The organism is Streptomyces sp. NPDC002835 (assembly GCF_053591995.1).
In genome coordinates this window covers 443741-464974 of the sequence record NZ_JBSFUW010000001.1, presented here as the reverse complement: position 1 = coordinate 464974, position 21234 = coordinate 443741, and the positions used below count along the sequence as shown (strand labels likewise).

The 21234-nt window shown below is 71.1% G+C and carries 20 protein-coding genes; 12 read left to right on the top strand and 8 right to left on the bottom strand.

Annotation, left to right across the window (positions count from 1 at the left end; all coding sequences use genetic code 11):
• The first annotated feature begins 410 nt into the window (after window positions 1-410).
• From ACWD01_RS02075 to ACWD01_RS02065, 3 genes are read left to right on the top strand one after another with little or no spacing between them, the layout of a single operon-like run.
• Window positions 411-2558, top strand: coding sequence for a helix-turn-helix transcriptional regulator (locus ACWD01_RS02075; RefSeq protein WP_451157371.1), 2148 nt, complete (start codon window positions 411-413; stop codon window positions 2556-2558).
• Window positions 2555-3550, top strand: a complete 996-nt coding sequence (locus ACWD01_RS02070; RefSeq protein WP_451157085.1) for a hypothetical protein — start codon at window positions 2555-2557, stop codon at window positions 3548-3550. The genes ACWD01_RS02075 and ACWD01_RS02070 overlap by 4 nt, the downstream gene beginning before the upstream one ends.
• Window positions 3547-4425, top strand: a complete 879-nt coding sequence (locus ACWD01_RS02065) for a DUF6339 family protein (RefSeq protein WP_451157083.1) — start codon at window positions 3547-3549, stop codon at window positions 4423-4425. Before ACWD01_RS02070 ends, ACWD01_RS02065 begins: the two co-directional genes overlap by 4 nt.
• 10 nt (window positions 4426-4435) lie before the next feature.
• Here ACWD01_RS02065 and ACWD01_RS02060 read toward each other — a convergent pair whose 3' ends face one another.
• From ACWD01_RS02060 to ACWD01_RS02045, 4 genes are all read right to left on the bottom strand, one after another.
• Window positions 4436-6001: a DNA cytosine methyltransferase gene (locus ACWD01_RS02060; protein ID WP_451157081.1), complete on the bottom strand. Its 1566-nt coding sequence runs from the start codon at window positions 5999-6001 to the stop codon at window positions 4436-4438.
• Window positions 6002-6046: 45 nt separating this feature from the next.
• Window positions 6047-7033 (bottom strand): DNA cytosine methyltransferase, encoded by a 987-nt coding sequence (locus tag ACWD01_RS02055; protein WP_451157079.1) that lies wholly within the window; start codon window positions 7031-7033, stop codon window positions 6047-6049.
• Entirely contained in the window at window positions 7026-7472 is a 447-nt protein-coding gene (locus ACWD01_RS02050; RefSeq protein WP_451157369.1) for a very short patch repair endonuclease, read from the bottom strand. Before ACWD01_RS02050 ends, ACWD01_RS02055 begins: the two co-directional genes overlap by 8 nt.
• Before the next feature lie 146 nt (window positions 7473-7618).
• On the bottom strand, window positions 7619-8638 hold the full coding sequence (locus tag ACWD01_RS02045; RefSeq protein ID WP_451157077.1) for an SEC-C domain-containing protein: 1020 nt from the start codon (window positions 8636-8638) through the stop codon (window positions 7619-7621).
• A gap of 213 nt (window positions 8639-8851) precedes the next feature.
• Here ACWD01_RS02045 and ACWD01_RS02040 point away from each other — a divergent pair, with 213 nt between their 5' ends.
• The gene (locus ACWD01_RS02040) at window positions 8852-9556 is read left to right on the top strand and encodes a class E sortase (RefSeq protein WP_451157367.1); all 705 of its coding nucleotides are present in this window, start codon (window positions 8852-8854) and stop codon (window positions 9554-9556) included.
• 21 nt (window positions 9557-9577) lie between these two features.
• Here the strand turns inward: ACWD01_RS02040 and ACWD01_RS02035 are convergent, their stop codons facing one another.
• Window positions 9578-10693, bottom strand: a complete 1116-nt coding sequence (locus ACWD01_RS02035; RefSeq protein WP_451157075.1) for a sugar ABC transporter substrate-binding protein — start codon at window positions 10691-10693, stop codon at window positions 9578-9580.
• Between the two features lie 332 nt (window positions 10694-11025).
• On the opposite strand from ACWD01_RS02035, the gene ACWD01_RS02030 reads away from it, so the two are divergent.
• The 3 genes from ACWD01_RS02030 to ACWD01_RS02020 all read left to right on the top strand — a co-directional run bounded on the left by ACWD01_RS02030 (window position 11026) and on the right by ACWD01_RS02020 (window position 13207).
• Window positions 11026-11343, top strand: coding sequence for a DUF6412 domain-containing protein (locus tag ACWD01_RS02030; protein ID WP_451157073.1), 318 nt, complete (start codon window positions 11026-11028; stop codon window positions 11341-11343).
• 99 nt (window positions 11344-11442) lie between these two features.
• A complete protein-coding gene (locus ACWD01_RS02025) occupies window positions 11443-12183 on the top strand; it encodes a YidC/Oxa1 family membrane protein insertase (RefSeq protein ID WP_451157071.1) in 741 nt (246 codons plus the stop codon).
• A 163-nt stretch (window positions 12184-12346) separates the two neighbouring features.
• Window positions 12347-13207 carry a fumarylacetoacetate hydrolase family protein gene (locus ACWD01_RS02020; protein ID WP_451157069.1) on the top strand — a complete coding sequence of 287 codons (861 nt, stop codon included), beginning with the start codon at window positions 12347-12349 and terminating at the stop codon, window positions 13205-13207.
• Between the two features lie 406 nt (window positions 13208-13613).
• Here the strand turns inward: ACWD01_RS02020 and ACWD01_RS02015 are convergent, their stop codons facing one another.
• On the bottom strand, window positions 13614-14105 hold the full coding sequence (locus ACWD01_RS02015; protein WP_451157067.1) for a heme-degrading domain-containing protein: 492 nt from the start codon (window positions 14103-14105) through the stop codon (window positions 13614-13616).
• On the bottom strand, window positions 14102-15193 hold the full coding sequence (locus ACWD01_RS02010; RefSeq protein ID WP_451157065.1) for a Gfo/Idh/MocA family oxidoreductase: 1092 nt from the start codon (window positions 15191-15193) through the stop codon (window positions 14102-14104). The genes ACWD01_RS02015 and ACWD01_RS02010 overlap by 4 nt, the downstream gene beginning before the upstream one ends.
• A gap of 68 nt (window positions 15194-15261) precedes the next feature.
• Here ACWD01_RS02010 and ACWD01_RS02005 point away from each other — a divergent pair, with 68 nt between their 5' ends.
• Window positions 15262-16455, top strand: a complete 1194-nt coding sequence (locus ACWD01_RS02005; protein ID WP_451157063.1) for an ROK family transcriptional regulator — start codon at window positions 15262-15264, stop codon at window positions 16453-16455.
• A gap of 129 nt (window positions 16456-16584) precedes the next feature.
• Window positions 16585-17532: a hypothetical protein gene (locus ACWD01_RS02000; protein WP_451157061.1), complete on the top strand. Its 948-nt coding sequence runs from the start codon at window positions 16585-16587 to the stop codon at window positions 17530-17532.
• A 71-nt stretch (window positions 17533-17603) separates the two neighbouring features.
• Here the strand turns inward: ACWD01_RS02000 and ACWD01_RS01995 are convergent, their stop codons facing one another.
• Window positions 17604-18383 (bottom strand): HAD-IIA family hydrolase, encoded by a 780-nt coding sequence (locus ACWD01_RS01995; protein WP_451157059.1) that lies wholly within the window; start codon window positions 18381-18383, stop codon window positions 17604-17606.
• Window positions 18384-18634: 251 nt separating this feature from the next.
• Between ACWD01_RS01995 and ACWD01_RS01990 the strand changes: the two genes are divergently transcribed.
• The 3 genes from ACWD01_RS01990 (at window position 18635) to ACWD01_RS01980 (ending at window position 21199) form a co-directional block, all read left to right on the top strand.
• Complete coding sequence (locus tag ACWD01_RS01990; protein WP_451157057.1) at window positions 18635-19291, top strand: hypothetical protein; 657 nt, start codon at window positions 18635-18637, stop codon at window positions 19289-19291.
• A gap of 1 nt (window position 19292) precedes the next feature.
• Complete coding sequence (locus ACWD01_RS01985; RefSeq protein WP_451157055.1) at window positions 19293-19997, top strand: class F sortase; 705 nt, start codon at window positions 19293-19295, stop codon at window positions 19995-19997.
• Window positions 19998-20170: 173 nt separating this feature from the next.
• On the top strand, window positions 20171-21199 hold the full coding sequence (locus ACWD01_RS01980; protein ID WP_451157053.1) for a glycoside hydrolase family 6 protein: 1029 nt from the start codon (window positions 20171-20173) through the stop codon (window positions 21197-21199).
• Window positions 21200-21234: the final 35 nt, after the last annotated feature.

Below are 21234 nucleotides of genomic sequence, written 5' to 3'. Positions count from 1 at the left end.
TGCTCCAGCTCTCTTCTATCGCATTCTCCGTTCACCGGGTGAGAAGTCGGGTGAAGCCGCCCGGAGGTACACCTCACCCCCGGGTCGCCCGGATTCCATTCGGAACTTTCCTGGCGAGACAGCGCTGCTGCTGAACTCGACGCTAGCGGTGCATGACCGGGTCCTGTCAACCCTCATCTCTGTCCGGCTTTTGCGAAATCGACTTCCCTCACAAGTGGACCTTCGGATTCCGGTTGGCTCCCCGTGAATCGCGAACGTAATCCGCGAAATCGGACAGATTGGACAGGTTGATGGAATGGATGATCGAGTAGCCCTGTTAACTTTTGGTTGACGGGGATCGGTGTGTCAAATTAGCCTCTGGTCATCAAGCACGCAAGAGACTCGCGAAGCATGGAAAGCGCAGGTTGCACGTGGATGCAGGCGAGGAGTTCGGGCCCTGGCTGGCCCGTCAACTCAGGCTCACCGGAAAGACCCAGGCGGAACTTGCCGAGGAACTGAAGTTGACCCGAGCCGCGGTCTCCGCGTGGATCACGGGACGCTCGGTGCCCCGCCCCACCGTCATGGCGCAGATCGCCGAGGCGCTCGGCACCGACGTGGGCACGGTGCACACCAGGACCGCTGACACCCAGGTCGGGCTCCCCGTCACCTGGTACCACCGGCCCGGCTACCGCGACGGCGGGCGCGACGGTGGCAACGCCGCGGCCTTCGCCTTCGACGCGGATGTCCAGGTACTCGCTCGCGAGACCTGTCAGAACAGTCTCGACGAGCGGCTGACGGAGAACGGCCGTCCGGTCCGCGTGCGATACACGATCCACGAGTTGACCGGCGAGTCGTTGGACACTTTCCGCCGGGCCATCCTCTGGGACGATCTGCAGCCTCACTACCTGGCGGTCTCGGAGTCGGCCTCCCAGCAGAAGGTCGGACGTGTCGTCGATGCCGGTGTCCGTGACATGTTCGAAAAGGGCCGGCTGGTCCTCCTGCGGATCGACGACTACAACGCTTCCGGTCTCACCGGCGACGACTACGACGACGGCAAGTTCGCAGCCGTTGTCCGCCGCCAGTTGGAAAGCCTCAAGTCAGGGCGGGGCGCGGGCGGTTCCTACGGTCTCGGCAAGGCGACGCTGTGGGCGACCAGTGCACTCGGCATGGTTCTGATCAACTCCACGCTGTCCGTCCCGCACGAGGGACGCACCGAACGCCGTGTCATCGGACGGCTGGAACTGCCATGGCGTTCCGTCGACGGGGTCCCCTACGCGGGGCCCGCCTGGCTCGGACGCCCCGACCCGGACACTCCGGGTGCGGAGGTGGCTCGTTCCTGGTGGGCTGACGAGGAATCCGTCGAGCGACTTCACCTCGCGCGTGAAAACGATGAACCGGGCACCTCCTTCCTGATCGTCGGAGCCCATGACGTGGCGAGTCTCGACCAGGGCCCGGCCGACCTCGACACCGATGACGAGGACGGGGCCGACGAGGACGGCACCCGGGACATCAGGGCCATGCACCGAAGGTTGGTGGAGGCACTCGGGCAGGACTTCTGGGCAGCGATGACCGGTGGCGGAAGCCGACTCCCCCTGCTGGAAACCTCGGTCCGGACGCTGCGCAACGGTCAGGTCGTCATCGAGGAGGAGAAGGTCGACCCCACCGTCGCCCAACCTTCTCGGACTCGGGCGCTCCGCGCCTTCTACGACGGGACCACTGTGGACCGGCTCACTGAGGCAGGTCAGGTCGTCCTCCGCACGGTCCCGCTCCGGCTGCCCCTCTACGGCGGGCGCCGCGGCACACTCGGCATCCATCCGGCCGTACTGCTGGTCACGGAGGCCGAGGACGCGGACGGCATCTCGAACCAGGTCCACTCGCTGCGCGGCAATCGCATGACTATCAAGAAGTCCGGCGTCGCAGGCCTGCCGCTGGGCGTCAACGCCTTTCAGGCTGTTCTTCTGGCGGGCCAAGCGGCCGGTGAGTCGGTGCCCTTCGCCGAGGAGGCCGAGGACTTTCTGCGTGCGGCCGAGCCTCCCGAGCACGACCGCTGGGGCCAGACCGAGGAGTTGACACTTCGCTGGTCGCACAGCGCGCACCATCGCATCGCCAGGTTGACCACGGAGGTCAACGCCGCGGTGAAGGAGTTGGTCGCCCGCCCCAAGCGTGCCGGCGGCGAGGGAGGTGCGAAGTTGCGGAAGGCGCTGACCGTGCCGCGCAAGACCGTGCCCAGGCGTGGCTCCGGGCCTTCCCTGCCGGAACTGGACGGACTCAAGGCGGAGATCGGCGCGGACGGGGAGTGGCGGATCACTGCCGAGGTGAAACTGCCCCGCGCGGAGGAACTGCCTGTCATGACACCGGTCGTTCTGCTCGACGTGCGGTCGGGCAGCCGCCCCAGGCTCGACTGGGCTGAGCTCGTCGCCCTGGAGGGCTGCGAGGTCGAGGACGGTGTGCTCCGCTTCACGCCCGGTGCGCGCCGAGCGTCCTTCCGGGGTGCCACCGATGTCGCCGGCCATCCGGTCCGTACTGCGCTCACCCGGCTCGTTCTCGAACTCCGAGCCGGTAAGGGGAGTGAGGCATGAAGTTCTACCCGTACAAGAGGCTCAACCGCCCGATCTCCCTTCGGGTGACGTCGGCTTCCCTCAAGCTGCCCGACGGCTCCCGGGACCATCTGGACACTTCGGCATATTCCACTCAGCAACGAACCGTGGCCCTGGGAGTGGCGCAGCACGAGGACTGGGTGTCGGCCAGGATCGGCCTGTCCGCCACTCTGCCGCCCGGCGCCAACGCCCCCGATGCTCCGTGGAGCGATCTGCGTGTCCTCGCCGTGCTCACCGACGGTGAGACCAACGTGCGTACTGCAGTCGACCTCCGACAGGACGCCCCCGACAGCAAGGAGTGGTCCGGCGACATTGAGGTGTTCCGCGACGAACACGTGGGACGCGCCGGCCTCGCGGCCCATGCTGTCGCCACGGTCGACGACGTGCCCGGCCGGGCGATCGCCGAGACGGACGACGACTGGACGGTCGACGTGTGCGCCGAGGAGCCGCTCGGTGGTCTGCGCCTCGATGTGAAGCAGACGAACTTCTCGAAGAGCGCACGGGAGTGGCTGCACGCCTACTCCGACGTGCCCTGGATCGTGGATGCCTCGGGCCGGCTGCCGACGGTGCTGGTCAACACCGACATCGAGGGGTTCTCCGATCTTCTCGGCGGCGAGAGTGGAGGCATCGAGAGCAAGGTGCACGAGATGCTCGTCTCCCAGATGGCCACCGACGTATGGACGGCGGTGTTCCACAGCTCTGTCGGTGACCTGGAGGTCGAGCCGGACGGTTCGCCGGTCTTCCCCACCGATTGGCAGGGCGAAGTACTGAGGGAGATGCTCCCCGACGTGGTGTCGGGCGTCCATGTGGAGGAGGCGCTCCGGCAGGTCCACCACCGGCGCACGGGCGACGCGGGATGGGTGGAACTCCAGACCCGAATCCACTACGCGGCCGTGCGCCGCGCCGGTGCGAGCAAGGCACTCGCCAACGCCCTCCGCGGACTGCAGCAGATGAACCGAGGGGACAGAGCATGATCGAGAGGCCGCACCATCTTCCTCAGCGGCTGGGCCTGTTGTCCGCGACGGCGGCCGACCCCTTCCTCACGGAGGACCTGCTCCAGGGGATGCAGGGCCACGGAGGTGTCGATCTCGCCAAGGTCGTCGAACCGTTGCCGGAGGACGACCCCCGATGGGAGGTCGAACCGCTCAGGGAACTCATGGAAGATGCCATGCACGAGTTCCAGGACAACCGCACCGGCGCAGACGGCTGGCTGGCGCCCCGACTGCATGCGGCTCTCCGCCTCACCCGCCGGGAGGCCGCGGACCGAAGGCTTTGGAACCACCTTTCGTTGGCCGTCGCTCCGGATTACGTGGTCTGGCGCCACCTCTCGACGCCGAAGTCGGATCAGGGCGAGCCGCGCACAAACCCGGCCCGATTCAAAGGACCGCTGGACCGTCAGTGCTTCTCGCGTCTGTGGTGGGCAGCCGAGATGTTCCGCAACGGCAAGGACTACTCACCGGTGGTCGCTGCCTGTACCAACCAGGACCTCATCCATTCCGCGCTACGGCGGGACCTTCTCGATCACCGCCCCACTGCTCAGGCTTTGGTGCGCGTCATGGAACGCGGGGTCGCCACCACCGGTCGTGAAATCGAGGGTCTGATGACGGCCATCAATGCCGCCGGTGCGACCCTGATGTACGACGTGCTGGCCACCGACGAGCAGCGCGATCCCGAGGTGCTGCGCCAGTGGGTGGCGGATGCCGAATCCGCGCCGCCGGTACCGCGGCACTCGCTGCCGGACGGGCCTGACGAAGAACCCGTTCCGGAGAAGTCGGTGATCGCGCTCACCGACTACTTCGCCGACCTCTTCGAGACGGCTCCGGTCCGGGGTCGGAAGCCCCAGGAGTGAGTCGGGAGGGTCACCTGCCCGTGAGCGGGTGACCCTCCCAGTCGCCGTGCCGGCGGATCTCCACCGGCACGGCGGGCTTCCATGTTTCCAACTCGACGGTGGCCTGCCGCAGCCTGATCTCCGCCTCGTCCTTGCTCAGTTCGGGTTCGAGCACGTGCCGCAGCACGTGCAGGGCGAGCCTGGGCGGTACGGCGTTGCCGATCTGCTGCGACACGTCGTTGCCGCCCCAGGGATATGCGACGGGGAAGGTCTGGAGCGCCCCTGCCTCGGCAGGGGTGAAACGGTCCAGGTCCTTGTCGGTGCCCTTCTCGACCACGCGGTTCCGCGAAACCTTCCCGGTGATCGTGGCGGAAGGGGCGTCGTGGTCGCGTCGGCCGCGCGCCTCGGGAACACCGCCCGTCCCGTAGTTCGACACGACGGTGAAAGCTGGACGATCAGGCAGCTCCGGCTTGATCTCCCTTGCCCTCTTCAGGGCCTCTTCCATGGAAACCCAGGCCGCCTTGGGTGGCTCTTCCGCGTTCTCGTCCGAGGTCTCCAAGGGGAGGATGTTCATCACGTGCCCTGCCGTCGCCGGTACGGTGGGACGGCTCGCCGACCGGTAGCGCTCATGTGTTTCGGACACTTTCGGGAGGTCGCCGGGGCGAAGTTCGACCTTGTTCGGGTCGGCGGTCCCATCAAGCCGGGCCATGAGCACCGCGCGCCGCCGGGTCTGCGGCACGCCAAAGGCCTCGGTGTGCATCATCTGTGTCGCGGTCCGGTAGCCGAGGGTGGCGAGCACCTCGGCGTATTTCGTCCACACCGGCATCACTGCGGGCACCTGCTCCAGCACAACGGCTTCGTAGGGCTCCGAGCCGGGTCGCCGGCTCCGTTCGATCACCCACCACAGGGGCTGCAGGACCAATCCCGTCCGTTCGTCGCCCAACTCCTCGAGCTTGTCCTTCAGCTTGTCGAGCCTGTCGTTCAGCTCGCCGAACTGCTGGAGAAGGCCGTTGAGTTCGTCATCCGGGTAATCGACGATCTGCGGTGCCTCGAGTTTTCTCAGAACGTTGTTGACGTCGTCCGTGGAGGTCCCGAGTTGCGCCAGTCTGATCTTCATGGACCTGCGCTTCGTGGCCCTGAGCTCCTCGACCTTGCGCTTCTCCGCCTTGACCTCTTTTGCTTCGAGGTCCCTCAGCCTGAGTTCCTCGGAAATCTTGCGCCAGGTTCGGAAGATCTGCTTCCAGTCCTGGCGGGTTTCCGGGTGTACGGCACGGTGCAAGCGCTCGATGTACTGGATTACCTGGTCCAGCGCCCTGCGGCCCGCCCCGTGTCCGGCGACTGTGAATGTCTGGCACGGAGGTCCCCCGGTCAGCACCTGAGCATGGGGGAAGAAGGCTGCGCGGTACTTTCGGACGTCACCGTGGAAGGTGTCCATACCTGCCGCACTGCGAGTGGCGCATGCTCCCGCGTCCCATTCGATGCCGGTGACCCGGTGCCCCAGGACGTCGGCCGCCACATCCAGACCGCCCGGCCCCGCAAACAGGTCCAGGATGCGGAAACCCGCAGGTGAGGGGTGTTCGTTCTCGATGTGGCTCATGGCCTTGAAGTGTAGCCGGCGAACGGGGATGCAATTCCGGCTCTTCTACGCGCGGGCAGGTGACCGTAGCGCGGTCGCGATGGCCCCGCCGAGCGCCCTGCCCACCGGCGGCGGGGTTGCATGTCCGATCTGTCGATATCGGGCCGTCTTCCGTCCCGTGACCTGCCACTCCGCGGGGAACGCCTGGAGAAGGGCCGCCTGGTCCACCGTGATCTTCGGCATCCGGGCCGGATCGTCGGAGCGTGGCCATACGTAATCCGGCCCCGGCACCTCGTCGGCCAGTGCGCCTGCGTTCACCCCCATCCGCGCCCAGGCGCGTTTCGTGCCGGACGGACCGAGATCCGCACCGCCACGATTTTCCGAGCCGCCGACCAGAGTGGGTGCGACAGCCAGCGCCTGGGCCGCCCAGATGTCGGCGTCGCGCCAGCCACGAGCCGCCATCGACCGCCGCAGCGCACGGCCGACCGGGACATGCTTGTCCACCGTCGGCCGGGGCGGGGTGAAGGCGTGGAACCACGGCTCCTTGAGGGCCACGAGAATGCCCTGTCGGCGCTCCTGCGGCACACCGAAGTCCGCGGCGTTCAGCACGAACCAGTGGTACCGGTAGCCGAGATGCGCCAGTTCGGCCTGGACGAAGTCCCTGATGCCGGCGTACGCCGCCGACTCGACGAGAGCGGGCAGGTTCTCCAGCAACAGGGCCCGCGGCTGGATCGAGTGGACCAGATAGACGGTGGCCGTGAGAAGCCGCAGTTCCTGGTCACTGTCCGGGCGCCCCACCGCGGCCGAGGCTTTCACCCGCGGCAGGCCGGCCGACAGCAGATCGACGTCCAGGCTCTCCGGGTACTCGTCCGGAAGGAAATCGACAAGGTCCTCACAGACCACGTTCCAGTGCGGTCGGTTGGCGATGAGCGTCTCGCACGCCTGGCGCTTGTTGTCGAGCAGGAGCATTGGCGAGAAGCCCGCACCCTCCAGTCCTGACGCCAACCCGCCCGCGCCGGAACACAGGTCCACGAAACCGAGTTGATCAGCCATCAGCTTCCCCTCGGCTCTTCGCGGGGCCCTGCTTCCGTGCCGACTGCTTCCGCCGGTGCCGATCCCGCTTCTCCCGGTCCACCGCCGCACGTACCGTCGCTGCGACTTCCTCCGCCGGTACGTGCTCCCAGAATCGAAGGACCGTCCAGCCCTCCTCGGTGAGGTGGCTGGTGGTCTCGACGTCCCGCGCCGTGTTCTTGTCGAGCTTGGTCCGCCACCACTCCGCATTGGCCTTGGGCTGGGTGGCGTGCTGGGGGCAGCCGTGCCAGAAGCAGCCGTCCAGGAAAATGGCGATCTTGATCGCGGGGAAGACGATGTCGACCGTGCGTCGGGGCATGCCCGGCACCGGGACGTTCACGCGGTAGCGGAGACCGGAAGCGTGCAGCAGCCGGCGAACCGCCAGCTCCTGAGCCGTGTCGCGAGAGCCCTGGCGGCTCATGCGGGCGGACACTGCGGCGGAGGAAGGGACGGCATCGGGCACGTGTGCATTGTGCCGGCGGGCTCGCGGCAGCGTGAACCGGTTCGGACCCCGGCCCGCAAGGAACAGCCGTGGTGCCTCGGTGCCTGGACGAGGAGTGGCGCGGCCTACCCCCCGTGGCAGTCCCGGTACGCCGTCCCCGACCCGCACCAGCACGGCGCGCCCTTGGCCGGCGGCCAGGAGGTGGCGCGGCCGCGGGCCGCGAGGGTGGTGGCGTACTGGGGGAGCAGGTCCGTGTTCGCGGGGGAGGACTGTTCGGAGGCCGCGAAGGCCTCGTAGGACGGGACCGTCGCCGTCACGATGCCCAGGTTCTCCGTGCCCGTCGCCGACAGGTCGCGCAGGGAGGCCTCGATGTCCGACAGGTGGGCCTTGTGGCTCGGGTACTCGGACTCGAGCTGGGGGTACGCCTCCAGCAGCTCGGTGAGTTCCGCCTCCGGCCAGTGGAGGACCGCGACCGGGAAGGGGCGGGACAGCGCCGAGCGGTAGGAGCCCAGTTCGGAGCGGAGGCGGGCGATCTCCGCCTTCAGCTCGGCCGGGTTGTCCGAGCCCAGCGCCCACAGGCGGTTGGGGTCGTGGAGTTCGTCGAGCGTGACGTCCGGGGTGTGGGCGGCGTGGACCCGGTCGGCCGTGGAGTCCCAGTCGTCGTGGGGCAGGCCCAGCAGGCGGCGGACGCGGTGGCGGCCCGAGAGGAGGGACCGGGTGGCGTACGGGACGTCCTCGTCGCCGTCGGCCAGGAGGATCGTCAGCGCCGTCGTGAAGCAGTCGTGCGACGCCTCGAGTTCGTCGTGGTGCTCCAGCGTCTCCGCGATGATCTCCCACGGCGCGGCCTCCGTCGGAGCGGCCGCGCGGACCCCGTCGATCAGGGCGCGGGCCTCGGCCTCGTGGCCGTACTCCCAGAGGTTGGCGGCCTGCAGCGCCTTGACGAGCTGCGGGTGCTCGGGCTGCCCGGGCAGCACGGACGCCAGGAGGCGGTCGTAGAGGGTGGAGGCTCGGCCGCGTTCGCCGGCGAGTTCCAGGTGGGCTGCGGCCTGGAGGAGCAGCGGCTCGGCGTCTTCCGGATACTGCTCGGCGGTACGCAGCAGGCGCTCGGCTTCGGCGATGTGGTCAGCAGGCGTGTCGGGGCGCATGCAGCACACCGTACTGCCGTACGGGGTACGGCCGGCAGGCCGACCCGGTCCCCGGTACGGGGGCACGCCGGACCCCCGCCGGCTGCCTCGCGGGTCGCGACGCTGGTGACTTGAGGGCCGCGGCCCTACCCTGCGCGCGTGCGGAGGCAGTGGGAGCGGCGGCGGACACGGCATCGGGAGCGCAGGCGGGTGTGGCTCGCGCGCGGGCTGTGGATGGCCGCGGAGGCCGCCGTCACGCTCGGGGCCGTCGTGCTGCTCCTCGTCGTCCACCAGCTGTGGTGGACCAACCGGCAGGCGGGCCAGGGTGCCGAGCGGCAGGTGAGGGCCCTGGAGCAGCGCTGGGCGCAGGAGCGGGAGCCGGCGGAGCGGGGAAGGGTGCGGGAGCCCCCGGAGGCCGTCCCCGAACCGGGCCCGACCCGGGTGCCGGACCAGGCCCGGGGCCGCGAGCCCTCGCACGCGCCCCGCTGGGACCAGGCGTACGCCGTCCTCCGCATCCCCCGGCTCGGCGTCGTCGCCCCCGTCGCCGAGGGCGTCGGCAAGCGCCGTGTCCTCGACAAGGGGTATGTCGGGCACTACCCCGCGACCGCGCAGCCCGGCCGGGCCGGGAACTTCGCCGTCGCCGGGCACCGCAACACCCACGGCGAGCCCTTCCGGCGCATCGACCGGCTCCGCCCCGGCGACACCGTGGAGGTGGAGACCCGGGAGGGCGTGTACGTGTACGCCGTCGACCGGACGCTCGCGCGGACCCTGCCCGGCGACTCGGGTGTGATCGACCCGGTCCCGCGCAGCTCGGTGCGGCCCGCCGCCGGATACCGAGCGGAGGGCCACTACCTGACGATGACGACGTGCACGCCCGAGTTCAGCTCCAGATACCGGCTGGTGGTGTGGGGGCGACTGGCCGCCGTACGGCCGCGGTAAGCACGGTGGGCGCCCCGCGGGCTACGACGTGAGCCCGATCTCCTTGCACGCCGCGCGCACCTCGGGGACGCAGATCTGGTCCACCGTGTAGAGGCCGTCCTTGACGACGGTCTCCTCGATGTTCTCCTGCGTCAGTGCGATGACCGGGATGCGCACGGTCGGGACGGACTCCTCGGTCGGGGTGTCGATGTCCGTGTGCGCGGCCGCCCCGAGAGACATGTGCCGGGCGAGCAGGATGGCCATCTCGGCGGCGGCCGCCGCCTCCGGCGCGTACTGCTTGTAGACCGTCATGTACTGATCTCCGGCGACGATGCGCTGCACCGCGGCCAGTTCGGCGTCCTGGCCGGTGACGGGCGGGAGGTCGGTGACGCCGGCCGACTTGAGGGCCTCGATGATGCCGCCCGCCATGCCGTCGTTGGCGGAGTAGACGCCGGTGATGGCGTCCTTGCCGAGGGAGGCGATCGCGGCCTCCATGTTGGCCTTGGCGTTCTCCGGCTTCCAGTCCTCGGTGTCGTACTCGAGGCCGATCTCCACCTTGCCGTCGAGCTCGGTGTGGGCGCCCTTCTTGAACATGGCGGCGTTCGGGTCGGTCAGGGCGCCGTTGACCATCACGATCTTGCCGGACGCGGCGTCGGAGCCGGTCCCGGCCTGCTTCTTGAGGGCCTCCAGCAGGGCCTTGCCCTGGATGTGGCCGACCTGTTCGTTGTCGAAGGAGACGTAACCGTCGATCGGGCCCTCGGCGAGGCGGTCGAACGCGACGACGGGGATGGCGGCCTCGTCGGCCTTCTCGATCGCACCGGCGATGGCCTTGGAGTCCACCGCGTCCACGATCAGTACGTCGACGTCGTCCTCGATCATGGCTTCGAGCTGCTGCGTCTGCAGATCGGCGTCGTGCCTGGCGTTGGCGTAGAGGACCCGGCCCTTGTTGTTGGTGAGGCGGGCGATACCTTCCTCTATGACCGGTTTGTCGAACTGCTCGTAGCGAGCGGCCTGGTTCTCCGGAAGGAGCAGCCCGACGACGATGTCGTCGGTCAGCCTGACACCAGGCTCCGCATCGGTCCCACCGCAGCCGGAGAGCGGTATGAGCACGGCGGTGGCGGCGGCTGCGACGGCGGCACGACGCAGAAATGCGTTCATTGGTTGAATCCAACCTCCCTGACAGGCTGCATCATTTGCAGCCAAGGTGGCCGAAAGCCAACTCTGTGGGGGTGGAGGCGTCAAGGGCTGCATGGCGAACGTGACCGCAACGTGATTCTGCGTAATCAAGCGTTCAAGCAGTTGTGTTCGGGGGCCGGCCGCCGCGCGGCGTGACGGGGGCGTGGCGGGGTGTGCGCAACTCCCTTTCCCGGGGCGCGATTCGGGAACTCCGCGCCGGGGCCGCTCGTATACTCGGTGTCCGGCGCCACGTGGTTACCAGCGGCGCACCAGAGGGACCACGGGTGGGGCGGATCGTGACAGGGGAGGGGCGCATGGCCGGTCGTACGGCACGGCTGCTCCGGCCCGCCGCGCTGCTGCTCCTCCTGCTCCTCGAGATCCTCCTCGTCGACGGCGGCAGCCTCTCCGCCGCCGTCGCGCTCGCCGCGACGGCCACCGCCGCGGCCGGATCCGCGCTCGTCGTCTGCGCCGTCATCAGCGCGCGCTGCGCCCCCGCCGTGCCACGCACCCGTGTTCGCACGGCCCTGCGCGACCGTGAGAAACGCACCGCCTTCCTGCCGCAGCGCGACCCCGACGCCCGGGGCCGCAGGCGCCCCCGAGCGCCCGGCCGTCTCCTCCTGACGGCCCCGTAGGCGCGCTGCCCCTCAGTACCGCCACGCACCGCCCCCGCGGGTCGTCATGCCGTCATGTCTTCTTCTCCCGGCACGACGAGACCCCCGGAGGACTCACCCATGTCCGTTTTCGCCACCCTGGTCGAGCAGCTCGCCGACCTGCTCCAGCCGCTGTTCGCCGCCACCGCCACCGCCGCCGCGATCGTCGTCTTCACCGCGCTCGTACGGCTCGCGGTGCATCCGCTCTCCCGCGCCGCCGCCCGTGGCCAGAAGGCCCGCACCCGCCTCGCCCCGCAGCTCGCCGCACTGCGCGCCAAGCACGGCAAGAACCCGGAGCGGCTGCGGAAGGCCACGCTGGAGCTGTACGCGAAGGAGAAGGTGTCGCCGCTGGCCGGCTGCCTGCCGAGCCTGCTCCAGGTGCCGGCGTTCTTCCTGCTGTACCACCTGTTCTCCAGTGCCGAGATCGGCGGCGAGCCCAACGGGCTCCTCGGCCACTCCCTCCTCGACGCGCCGCTCGCCGACCGCTGGACCGACGCCCTCGCGCACGGCGGGCTGCTCGGCGGCGCCGGGCTCGTCTACCTGGCCCTCTTCGTGACCGTCGCCGCCGTGGCGACGTTCAACTACCGGCGCACCAAGCAGCAGATGGCCGCCGCGCCTGCCACGCCCGCCGTCGGCGAGCAGTTGCCGGGGATGGGGGCGATGACGAAGGTGATGCCACTGATGTCGTTCCTCACGCTCGCCACCGTCGCCGTCGTGCCGCTGGCCGCCGCGCTGTACGTCGTCACCTCCACCACCTGGGCCGCGGTCGAGCGGGTCTTCCTCTACCGGGACACGCCGGTACCGCTGGCGGCACAGATGTGAACGCGCCCCGGGCGGCGGCCTACTGGCGCGTAACGGTCCAGGTTGTGAACAGGGTCTTGCGGAGTGGTCGGCCACCTTGGAGGATCGGCCAATCCTCCGATCCTCCGACGGCCGCACCTGTCGGGCCGGGCCGGGCTCGCACTCGACCAGAGGAGAGAAGATCATGAAGCTGCTGCGTGTCGGAACGGCAGGTGCCGAACGCCCCGCGCTGCTCGACCAGGACGGGACGACGCTGCGCGACCTGTCCGGTCTTGTCGCGGACATCGACGGAACGCTGCTCGCCGACGCCGCCGCCCTCGACCGGATCAGGGCCGCGGCCGCCGTCGGCGAACTGCCCGTACTGGACGCGACCGGGCTCCGCGTCGGGCCGCCGGTCGGCCGGGTCGGGAAGGTGGTGTGCATCGGGCTGAACTACCACGACCACGCCGCCGAGACCGGAGCGGCGGCCCCGGCCGAGCCCGTCGTCTTCCTCAAGGCCGCCGACACCGTGGTCGGGCCCGCCGACACCGTGCTCGTACCGCGCGGCAGCCGCAAGACCGACTGGGAGGTCGAGCTCGCGGTCGTCGTGGGGCGTACAGCGCGCTACATCGAGCCCGACGAGGACCCGCTCTCGTATGTCGCCGGGTACGCGGTCGCCCACGACGTCTCCGAGCGCGAGTTCCAGATCGAGCGCGGCGGCACCTGGGACAAGGGCAAGAACTGCGAGACGTTCAACCCGCTCGGGCCGTGGCTCGTGACCGCCGACGAAGTGCCGGACCCGCAGGCCCTCGGCCTGAAGCTGTGGGTCAACGGCGAGCTCAAGCAGAACGGGACCACTGCCGACCAGATCTTCCCGGTCGCCGAGGTCGTCCGTTACCTGAGCCGGTTCATGACGCTCCACCCGGGCGACGTCATCAACACCGGTACGCCCGCGGGAGTCGCCATGGGCCGGCCCGAGCCGAAGCCGTACCTGCGCGCCGGCGACGTGGTCGAGCTTGAGATCGACGGCCTCGGCCGCCAGCGCCAGGAGCTCAAGGACGCGTAGCGCGCGCGGGGCGCGCGGGAGGTTGGGGGCGCGCCTGTGGCCCGGGCGCGCGCCGGCGCTCGGCAGGTGGGGCCGGGCCGCAGCGCCAATGGGCATGGCCCGGCGGGTCCGGCCCTGCGCGGCTCGTTCCGGTGGGCCCGACCCGCTGTCGGGCCTGGCCGCCCCGCCGGACAGAGTCCGTCTCCGCCCGCCCGGTCGCTCGCACCCAGGCGGGTCGGCGTACCCGAGTGCACCCCGCCCGCGGCACGGCGCCCACCGCGCCGGCCCGCGCCAAGAGCTCAAGGACGCGTAGCGTCCGGCGGCACGCGGAAGGCTGGGGAGCGCCGGCTGCGGCCCGAGCCGGCAGACCCGCCCGCGCCTGTCGGGCCGCCCGCCCGCCGAGCCGGGCGACAGCCCGCGCCGCCCCTCACCTCGCGATGAACCGCTCCAGCGCCTCGACCACCATCGCGTGGTCCTCCGCCTGCGGCAGGCCCGAGACCGTGACCGAGCCGACCACGCCGGCACCGTCGACCGTGAGGGGGAACGAGCCGCCGTGTGCCGCGTACCGGTCCGGGTCCAGGCGGGAGGACTCCTCGAAGGTGGTGCCCTTGGCGCGGTGCCGCGCCCCGACCAGGTACGAGCTCTCGCCGTACCGCTCGACGACCCGGCGCTTGCGGTCGATCCACGCGTCGTTGTCCGCGCTGGAGCCGGGCAGCGCGGCGTGGAAGAGCTGCTGGGCGCCGCGGTGTATGTCGATGGCCACCGGCGCCTCCCGCAGATGCGCCATCTCCACCAGCATGCTGCCGAGTGCCCACGCGTCCGAGTACGTGAACCGGCGGAGCGTGAGCCGGCGCTCCTGCTCGACGATCTCGTCGACACTCAGGTGGGGGACCGGCTTCATCGTGTCCAGCGTGTTCATGCGGTGACCTCCACGGTGACGGTGATCCCTTCACGGGCGGAGCGACGGGCGGCCTCCAGCACGTCCAGTGCCGCGGCCGCCTCCTCCGCGGTGACCGGCGGGGCGGTCCTGCCGCGCACGGCGGCGGCGACCGCCGCGTAGTACGCGGGGTAGTCGCCCGGCACGGTCTCCACGGGAACGCCGCCGCCGGTCAGCGGTGACTCTCCCGAACCCACCCGGCCCCACAGCGACTCCGGCTCCACGCCCCACGGCTCGCCGTCCCCCGGACGGCGGCCGGCGCGCAGCGCGTCCTCCTGCGGGTCCAGGCCGTACTTCACGTACCCGCCCGTGGAGCCCAGAACCCGGAAACGCGGGCCGAGCTGTGCGGTGGTGGCGCTGACGTACAGATGTGAGCGGACACCGTTGGTGTGGGTGATCGCGATGAACGTGTCGTCGTCGGCCTGCGCGCCGGCGCGGCGTACGTCCGACTCGGCGTACACGCGCGCCGCCGGGCCGAAGAGGGTCAGCGCCTGGTCGACGACGTGGCTGCCCAGGTCGTACAGCAGGCCGCCGATCTCCGCCGGGTCGCCGGACTCGCGCCAGCCGCCCTTGAGCTGCGGGCGCCAGCGCTCGAAGCGGGACTCGAAGCGCTGCACCTCGCCGAGGTCACCGGACTCGACGAGCTGCCGCAGGGTGAGGAAGTCGTTGTCCCAGCGGCGGTTCTGGAAGACGGAGAGCACGAGGGAGCGCTCGGCGGCGAGCTCCGCCAGCGCGCGGGCCTCCGCCGCGGTGCCGGCGATGGGCTTGTCGACGACGACCGCGACCCCCGCTTCGAGGGCGGCGCGGGCGAGCGGGACGTGCGTCTTGTTGGGCGAGGCGATGACGACGAGATCGAACTCGTCCGCGCGGGCCCACAGCCGGTCGGGGGAGGCTTCGACGCGGATTTCGGGGAACTCGGACCGTGCCTGCTCCGCCCGCTCCGGGCTGGAGGTGACGACCGTGTCGAGTACGAGACCGTCGGTGGCGGCGATCAGCGGGGCGTGGAAGACGGAGCCCGCCAGGCCGTAACCGACGAGGGCGACGCGGAGGGGAGAGCCGGTACCAGTCATACCGACCACTTAAGCAACGGTGTTGCTAAAGTGCAAGCGGTGGTGAGAATGGGAGGGTGAACAGGAGCATGGCGGGAGTGGGAGCCAATCTGCCCGCGCTGCGCAGCCACAATGCGGCGCTCGTCCTCGACCTGCTGCGGACCGCCGGTGAGGGCGGCATAAGTCGGCTCGAGCTGGCGGACGCGGCCGGGCTCACGCCGCAGGCCGTCAGCAAGATTGTCGCCCGGGTGCGGGAGGAAGGGCTCGTCGAGGAGGCGGGCCACCGGGCGTCGACCGGCGGCAAACCGCGCACGGTGCTGCGGCTGGTGCCCTCGGCCGGTCACGCCATCGGCCTCCACCTGGACCGCGACGAGCTGACGGTCGTCCTCCTCGACCTCGCCGGCACCCGTGTCGACACCCGCACCGTCCCTCTCGACCTGGGCGCCGGCACGGAGACGGTCGTCGCGACGGCCGCGACGGAGGTCGAGACCCTGCTGACCGGACCGGCCCCGGAGGCCCTCGGCGGCGGGCTGCGGGTGCTCGGCCTCGGGATCGCCATGCCCGGACCGCTCGACCACTTCAACGGGGTGACGCAGAAGGTCACCGGCTTCCCGCAGTGGGAGGGCTTCCCGCTGCGGGACGTGCTCTCCGCACGCCTCGGGCTGCCCGCCGTCCTCGACAAGGACACCAACGCCGCCGCCCTCGGCCTCGCCCTCCACGGACCCATGGCCTCCTTCGCGTACCTCCACCTCGGTACGGGGCTCGGCGCCGGCCTCGTCCTGGACGGTGCGCTCTACCGGGGCGAGCGCACCGGCGCCGGGGAGTTCGGGCACCAGGTCATCCAGCTCGACGGCCCCGAGTGCGGCTGTGGCAGGCGCGGCTGCATCGAGGCGCTCTGCCTGCGGGCCGTCGCCCGGGGCGACCTGGCCGAGGCCGCCCGCGTCCTCGGCGTCGGCGCGACCAACCTCGTCGAACTGCTCGACATCGACCGGGTGCTCCTCGGCGGCCGCGTCGTCGCCGCCGCGGAGGACGAGTTCGTACGGGGAGTGGGCGCCGTGCTCGCCGAACGCAACAAGGTCCCGGTGGGCGCCGCACGGGGCGGCGAGCACACCGTCGCCGACGGCGCCGCGCAGCTCGTGCTCGCCCCGGTCTTCGGCCGCTCGGAGGCGGACTCGGCCCCGCTCGCGGCCCTGGCCGTGGACGATCTCATCGAGGACGACGCCGGCCTCGGCGCGTCCCACGCCGGCCTCGCCGCCAGTCACGAGGACCCGGAAATACGCTGACACGAGGGACGTCGCGCCGCCGGCCGGGCGTACCGGGCCGGGCGCGGGCAGGTCCGCCGGGCACAGATGGGAGGGCCCCGGGCTTGTTCCGGGGCGACCCGGCAGTACGCGAGCGATCAAAGGCCTCTCATGCGAACGCGCAACGCCCTCGCCCTCACAGCCGCCGCGGCACTCGTCTCGCCCGCGGCCGTCAGCGACACCGCGGCGGCCGCCGCGGTGACCTCCCGGGCCGCACCCCACGCGGCCCTCTCCGCGCAGACCGTCGCCCTCGCAGTTCCCGCAGACCCGGCAGCCCCCGCGGCGCCCGCGCCCACCTGCGGCAAGGCGACCGACCCCGACTTCCCGATCAAGACCCGCATCCGCGGCGGCCCCGCCACCGTCCGCGCCGGCTCCGGCTTCCACACCTGGTCGGTGGAGCTGACCAACAGAACCCGGGAGGGCTGCGACCGGATCCACCCGGTGCTCGTCATCACCGCGGAGGACCGGATGCTCACCGCGGACCGCGTCAGAGTCGAGTTCCACGACGAGGAAGCGGACCGCTGGCGGCCGGTCACCCTGGAGCGGACCACGGAGGACGAGTTCGTCGGCGTCTTCGACGACGGCTTCAAGGGCTTCGTCGTACCGGCCGGCGGCACGGTCACCGTACGCACCAGGCTCTCGGTCGCCGCCGGCACGGCCGCGAACCGTGTCACCGTCAACGCCGCGATCGTGCAGCGCAAGGGGGACGACGGCGACTGGGTCGGCGAGTCGGGCGACTACCGCTTCGCCGTCCTGGAGGGCGAGGGGGACGAGGAGCGGGAGGGCGAGGACGACGGCGTACGGTCCGCGTCGCCCACCCCCGCACGCTCCGCCGGACAGCCCGCGACCGCGTCCCCGACCACCCTCCCGGCCGAGCCCCCGACCGCGCCGGCGAGCGCGCCCGCCGAGAAGCCGTCGCCCAGCACCCACGAGCAGCTCGCCACCACCGGCTCCGGCTCGCTCGCCCGGATCGGCGTCGGCACCACCGTGATCCTGCTCAGCGCCGGACTCCTCGTACTCGTCGCCCGCCGGCTGCGCCCCGGGACCGGCCGTCGCTGAACGGTCGTCCGGGCGCGGCCGGGTCCTGCCCTCCCGGGCGCCCGCCTGTTGCGGCTCAGGGCGCGACGGCCTCAGATGAGGTCGACCAGGTCCGCGATCGAGTCCGCCACCTCGGTCGGTCGGTACGGGTAGCGCTCAAGGTCCCCGACCCTCGTCAGACCGGTGAGCACCAGGAACGTCTGCATACCGGCCTCGAGGCCCGCGAGCACGTCGGTGTCCATGCGGTCACCGATCATGGCGGATGTCTCGGAGTGTGCCCCGATGACGTTCAGTCCGGTCCGCATCATCAGCGGGTTGGGCTTGCCCACGAAGTACGGGTCCTTCCCCGTCGCCTTCGTGATCAGTGCGGCGACGGAGCCGGTCGCCGGAAGGGCGCCCTGGGGGGAGGGCCCCGTGTTGTCGGGATTGGTGGCGATGAACCGGGCCCCGTTGTCGATCAGACGGATCGCCTTCGTCAGCGCTTCGAACGAATAGGTCCGCGTTTCCCCCAGGATGACGAAATCGGGCTCATGGTCGGTCATCACGTAGCCGACGTCGTGCAGCGCCGTGGTGAGCCCTGCCTCACCGATGACATAGGCCGTACCGCCCGGGTGCTGGCTGTCGAGGAACTTGGCTGTCGCAAGTGCCGAGGTCCAGATGTTCTCCGCGGGGACTTCCAGACCGATCCGGTGCAGCCGTGCCTGAAGATCGCGCGCCGTGTACATGGAGTTGTTCGTAAGGACCAGGAACGGCCGGCCGGACCCACGCAGCTTCTTGATGAAGGCGTCGGCGCCGGGTACGGGCACGCCCTCGTGCATCAGTACGCCGTCCATGTCGGTGAGCCACGACTCGATGGGCTTGCGATCTGTCATGCGTGGGCTCCTGCCGTCAGCGGACATGGGACGGCCATGCTATTCAATCGCCGTTGGCACGGCTCAAACGTTTCGGCACTCGGACGGGACGCCGGAGTCGGCCCGGGCCCCCACTCGCGGCCGTGTACCCGATCGCGGATCTCGTCGAGCGCGTCTGAGCAGCTCAGCGGCGCCGCCGGGCGCCGGCGGCCGGCTCTGCGGATGCGGAAACGGGCCAAGCGCGTGACTCTTGCGGTATCAGGAGGTTCACGATGCGTACTGGTTCCATAGCTTTCCGTGTGGCAGGGGCGGCCGCCGTTCTCGTCATGGCGCCCGCGACCGCCGCATTCGCCGGCAGCTCCGTGAAGGCCACGGTCAGCCCGGCCGCGACCGCGCCCGGCGGCGAGGTCGAGATCCGCGTCGTGGGCTGCCGGGACAGATCCGGCGGCGCCCGGTCGGAGGCCTTCGCCACGGAGGCCGCGCTGTCGCCGAACGGCCGGGACGGCTGGCTCGTCGGCAAGGCCAGGATCAGATCCGATGTGAAGCCGGGTACGTACGACGTCCGGGTGCGGTGCGATCTGGGCGAGCACCCCCGAGCGGGCAGCGTCGACGTCACCCGGCACCACTCGAAGCCCCACCCGCCGCCGGAGCCGGCGCCCTCGAAGACCTCCCGGCACGACGAGCCGGGCCCGTCGCACCCCGCCGCCCCGCGCCCGTCCGCGCCGCAGTCCCACGCGTCGCCCGTGGCCCCCGTGCAGGCGGGCGGCGGCGGCACGGCCGTGCTGGCGGCGCCGGTCTCCACCGTCGACGCCGACGAGACCGGGCCGAGCACCTCGCAGACCGTCACCGGCCTGGTCCTCGCCGGTGCGGCCGCGGTCGCCGTGGCCGTACGCAGCTCCCGCCGCCGGCGCCGTACGGACTCCGACTGACATGCCGTCCGCCGACGCCTGCCCCGCCCCCGCCCCCACCCCCGCCGCGAGCCCCGGCAACGGCCGGCTGATCACCGGAACGGTCTGGGCGGTGCTGGTCCTGATGCTGTGGCTGTGGGGGAGCGAGGCGCCCGGCGCCCACGGCGGCGGTTCGTCCGCGCCGACCACCGGCGACATCGCCGCGGTGGGCCGCCCGCCCGGCGTCCCGCTGCCGCCCGCGCACGCACCGCTCCACGGCGCCGCAGAGCCGCGCCGCGTGTCCGTCCCCGCCCTCGGCATCGCCGCGCCGGTCGTCCCGCGCGGCCTCGACGCGTCGGGAGCGGTGGACCCGCCCCCGCTGGAGACGCCGCGGACCGTCGGCTGGTACGGCGACGGCACCGTGCCCGGCGAGCCCGGCGCGGCGCTGCTCGTCGGGCACGTCGACACCGAGACGCAGCCGGCGGTGTTCTACGGACTGAGCGCCGCCCGGCCCGGCGAGAGCGTCGAGGTGACCCGGGCGGACGGCTCGGTCGCCGAGTTCACCGTCGACGACGTCCAGGTCGTCACCCGGGACCGGTTCGACGCCCGGGAGGTCTACGGCCCCCGCCGCACCGGCCGCGCCGAACTGCGCCTCATCACCTGCGGCGGCACCTTCGACCGGGCGAGCGGGGCGTACACGGCGAACGTCGTGGTCTACGCGTACCTGACGGACGTCTCGGCGGCCTGAACGCGGCCCGACCGCGGCCCGACCACCGGCTGCCGGGGCGGCGTCACGGTACGCCCACAACACCCGGCGATTCCGGGACGCCCGGCGAGCGTGTGCCAGGATGGTTCGACCGGTCTTGTCCGGGGGGAGTCCACAGGGCCGGGCCGAAAGCACAGTGCACCAAGGGGGAGTGGATGTACCGCAGTTTTGTCGGCCGCCGTGCCCGGACGGGAGCGGGACTGGCCGCCGCGGGGGCGGTCCTGCTGACGGCGGGGTGCTCCTCCGGCGGCGACGGCGACGGTGGAGACAAGAACGCCGGGCCGGTCGTGGGCCAGCAGCCCAAGGCGCGGGCGCCCTACTGGGTCAACCCGGACAGCAAGGCCGCCGGACAGGTCGCCGCCTACCGGGAGAAGGGCGAGACCGAGAACGCCGAGCTGATCAAGAAGATCGCGGAGCAGCCGGTCGGCGAATGGATCAGCCCCGACGACCCGGAGGCGGAGGCCAAGGGCTTCACCCGGGCCGCCGCCGAGGCGGACCGCGACGCCCTGCTCGTCCTCTACAACATCCCGCACCGCGACTGCGGCCAGTTCTCCAAGGGCGGCGCCGCCGACGGCGACGCCTACCGGGCCTGGGTCGACGGCGTCGCCAAGGGCATCGGTGACCGGCGCGCGACGGTGATCCTGGAGCCGGACGCGGTGCTGCACCTGGTGGACAGCTGTACCCCGCAGGAGTTCCACGAGGAGCGGTACGACCTGCTCAAGGGAGCCGTCGAACGGCTGAAGCAGCAGCCCAACACCAAGGTCTACCTGGACGCGGGCAACGCGGGCTGGTCCAACCCCGACGCGCTGTACGAGCCGCTGAAGCGGGCCGGGGTGGAGCAGGCCGACGGGTTCGCGGTGAACGTCTCCAACTTCTATCCGACCGACGCCGGCAGGCAGTTCGGCAGGAAGCTGTCCGAGAAGTTCGGCGGCAAGCACTTCGTCATCGACACCAGCCGCAACGGCAACGGCCCCTACACCGAGGGCGATCCGGCGGAGAACTGGTGCAACCCGCCCGGCCGCGCGCTGGGCGAGCCCCCGACCACGAAGACCGGCGATCCGCTCGTCGACGCCTATCTGTGGGTCAAGCGGCCCGGCGAGTCCGACGGCGACTGCAAGGGCGGCCCCCAGGCGGGCGACTGGTGGCCCGAGTACGCGCTCGAGCTGGCCCGCAACACCGAGTAGCACGGGCGGACGACGAGGGCCCGGCAGCCGGGACG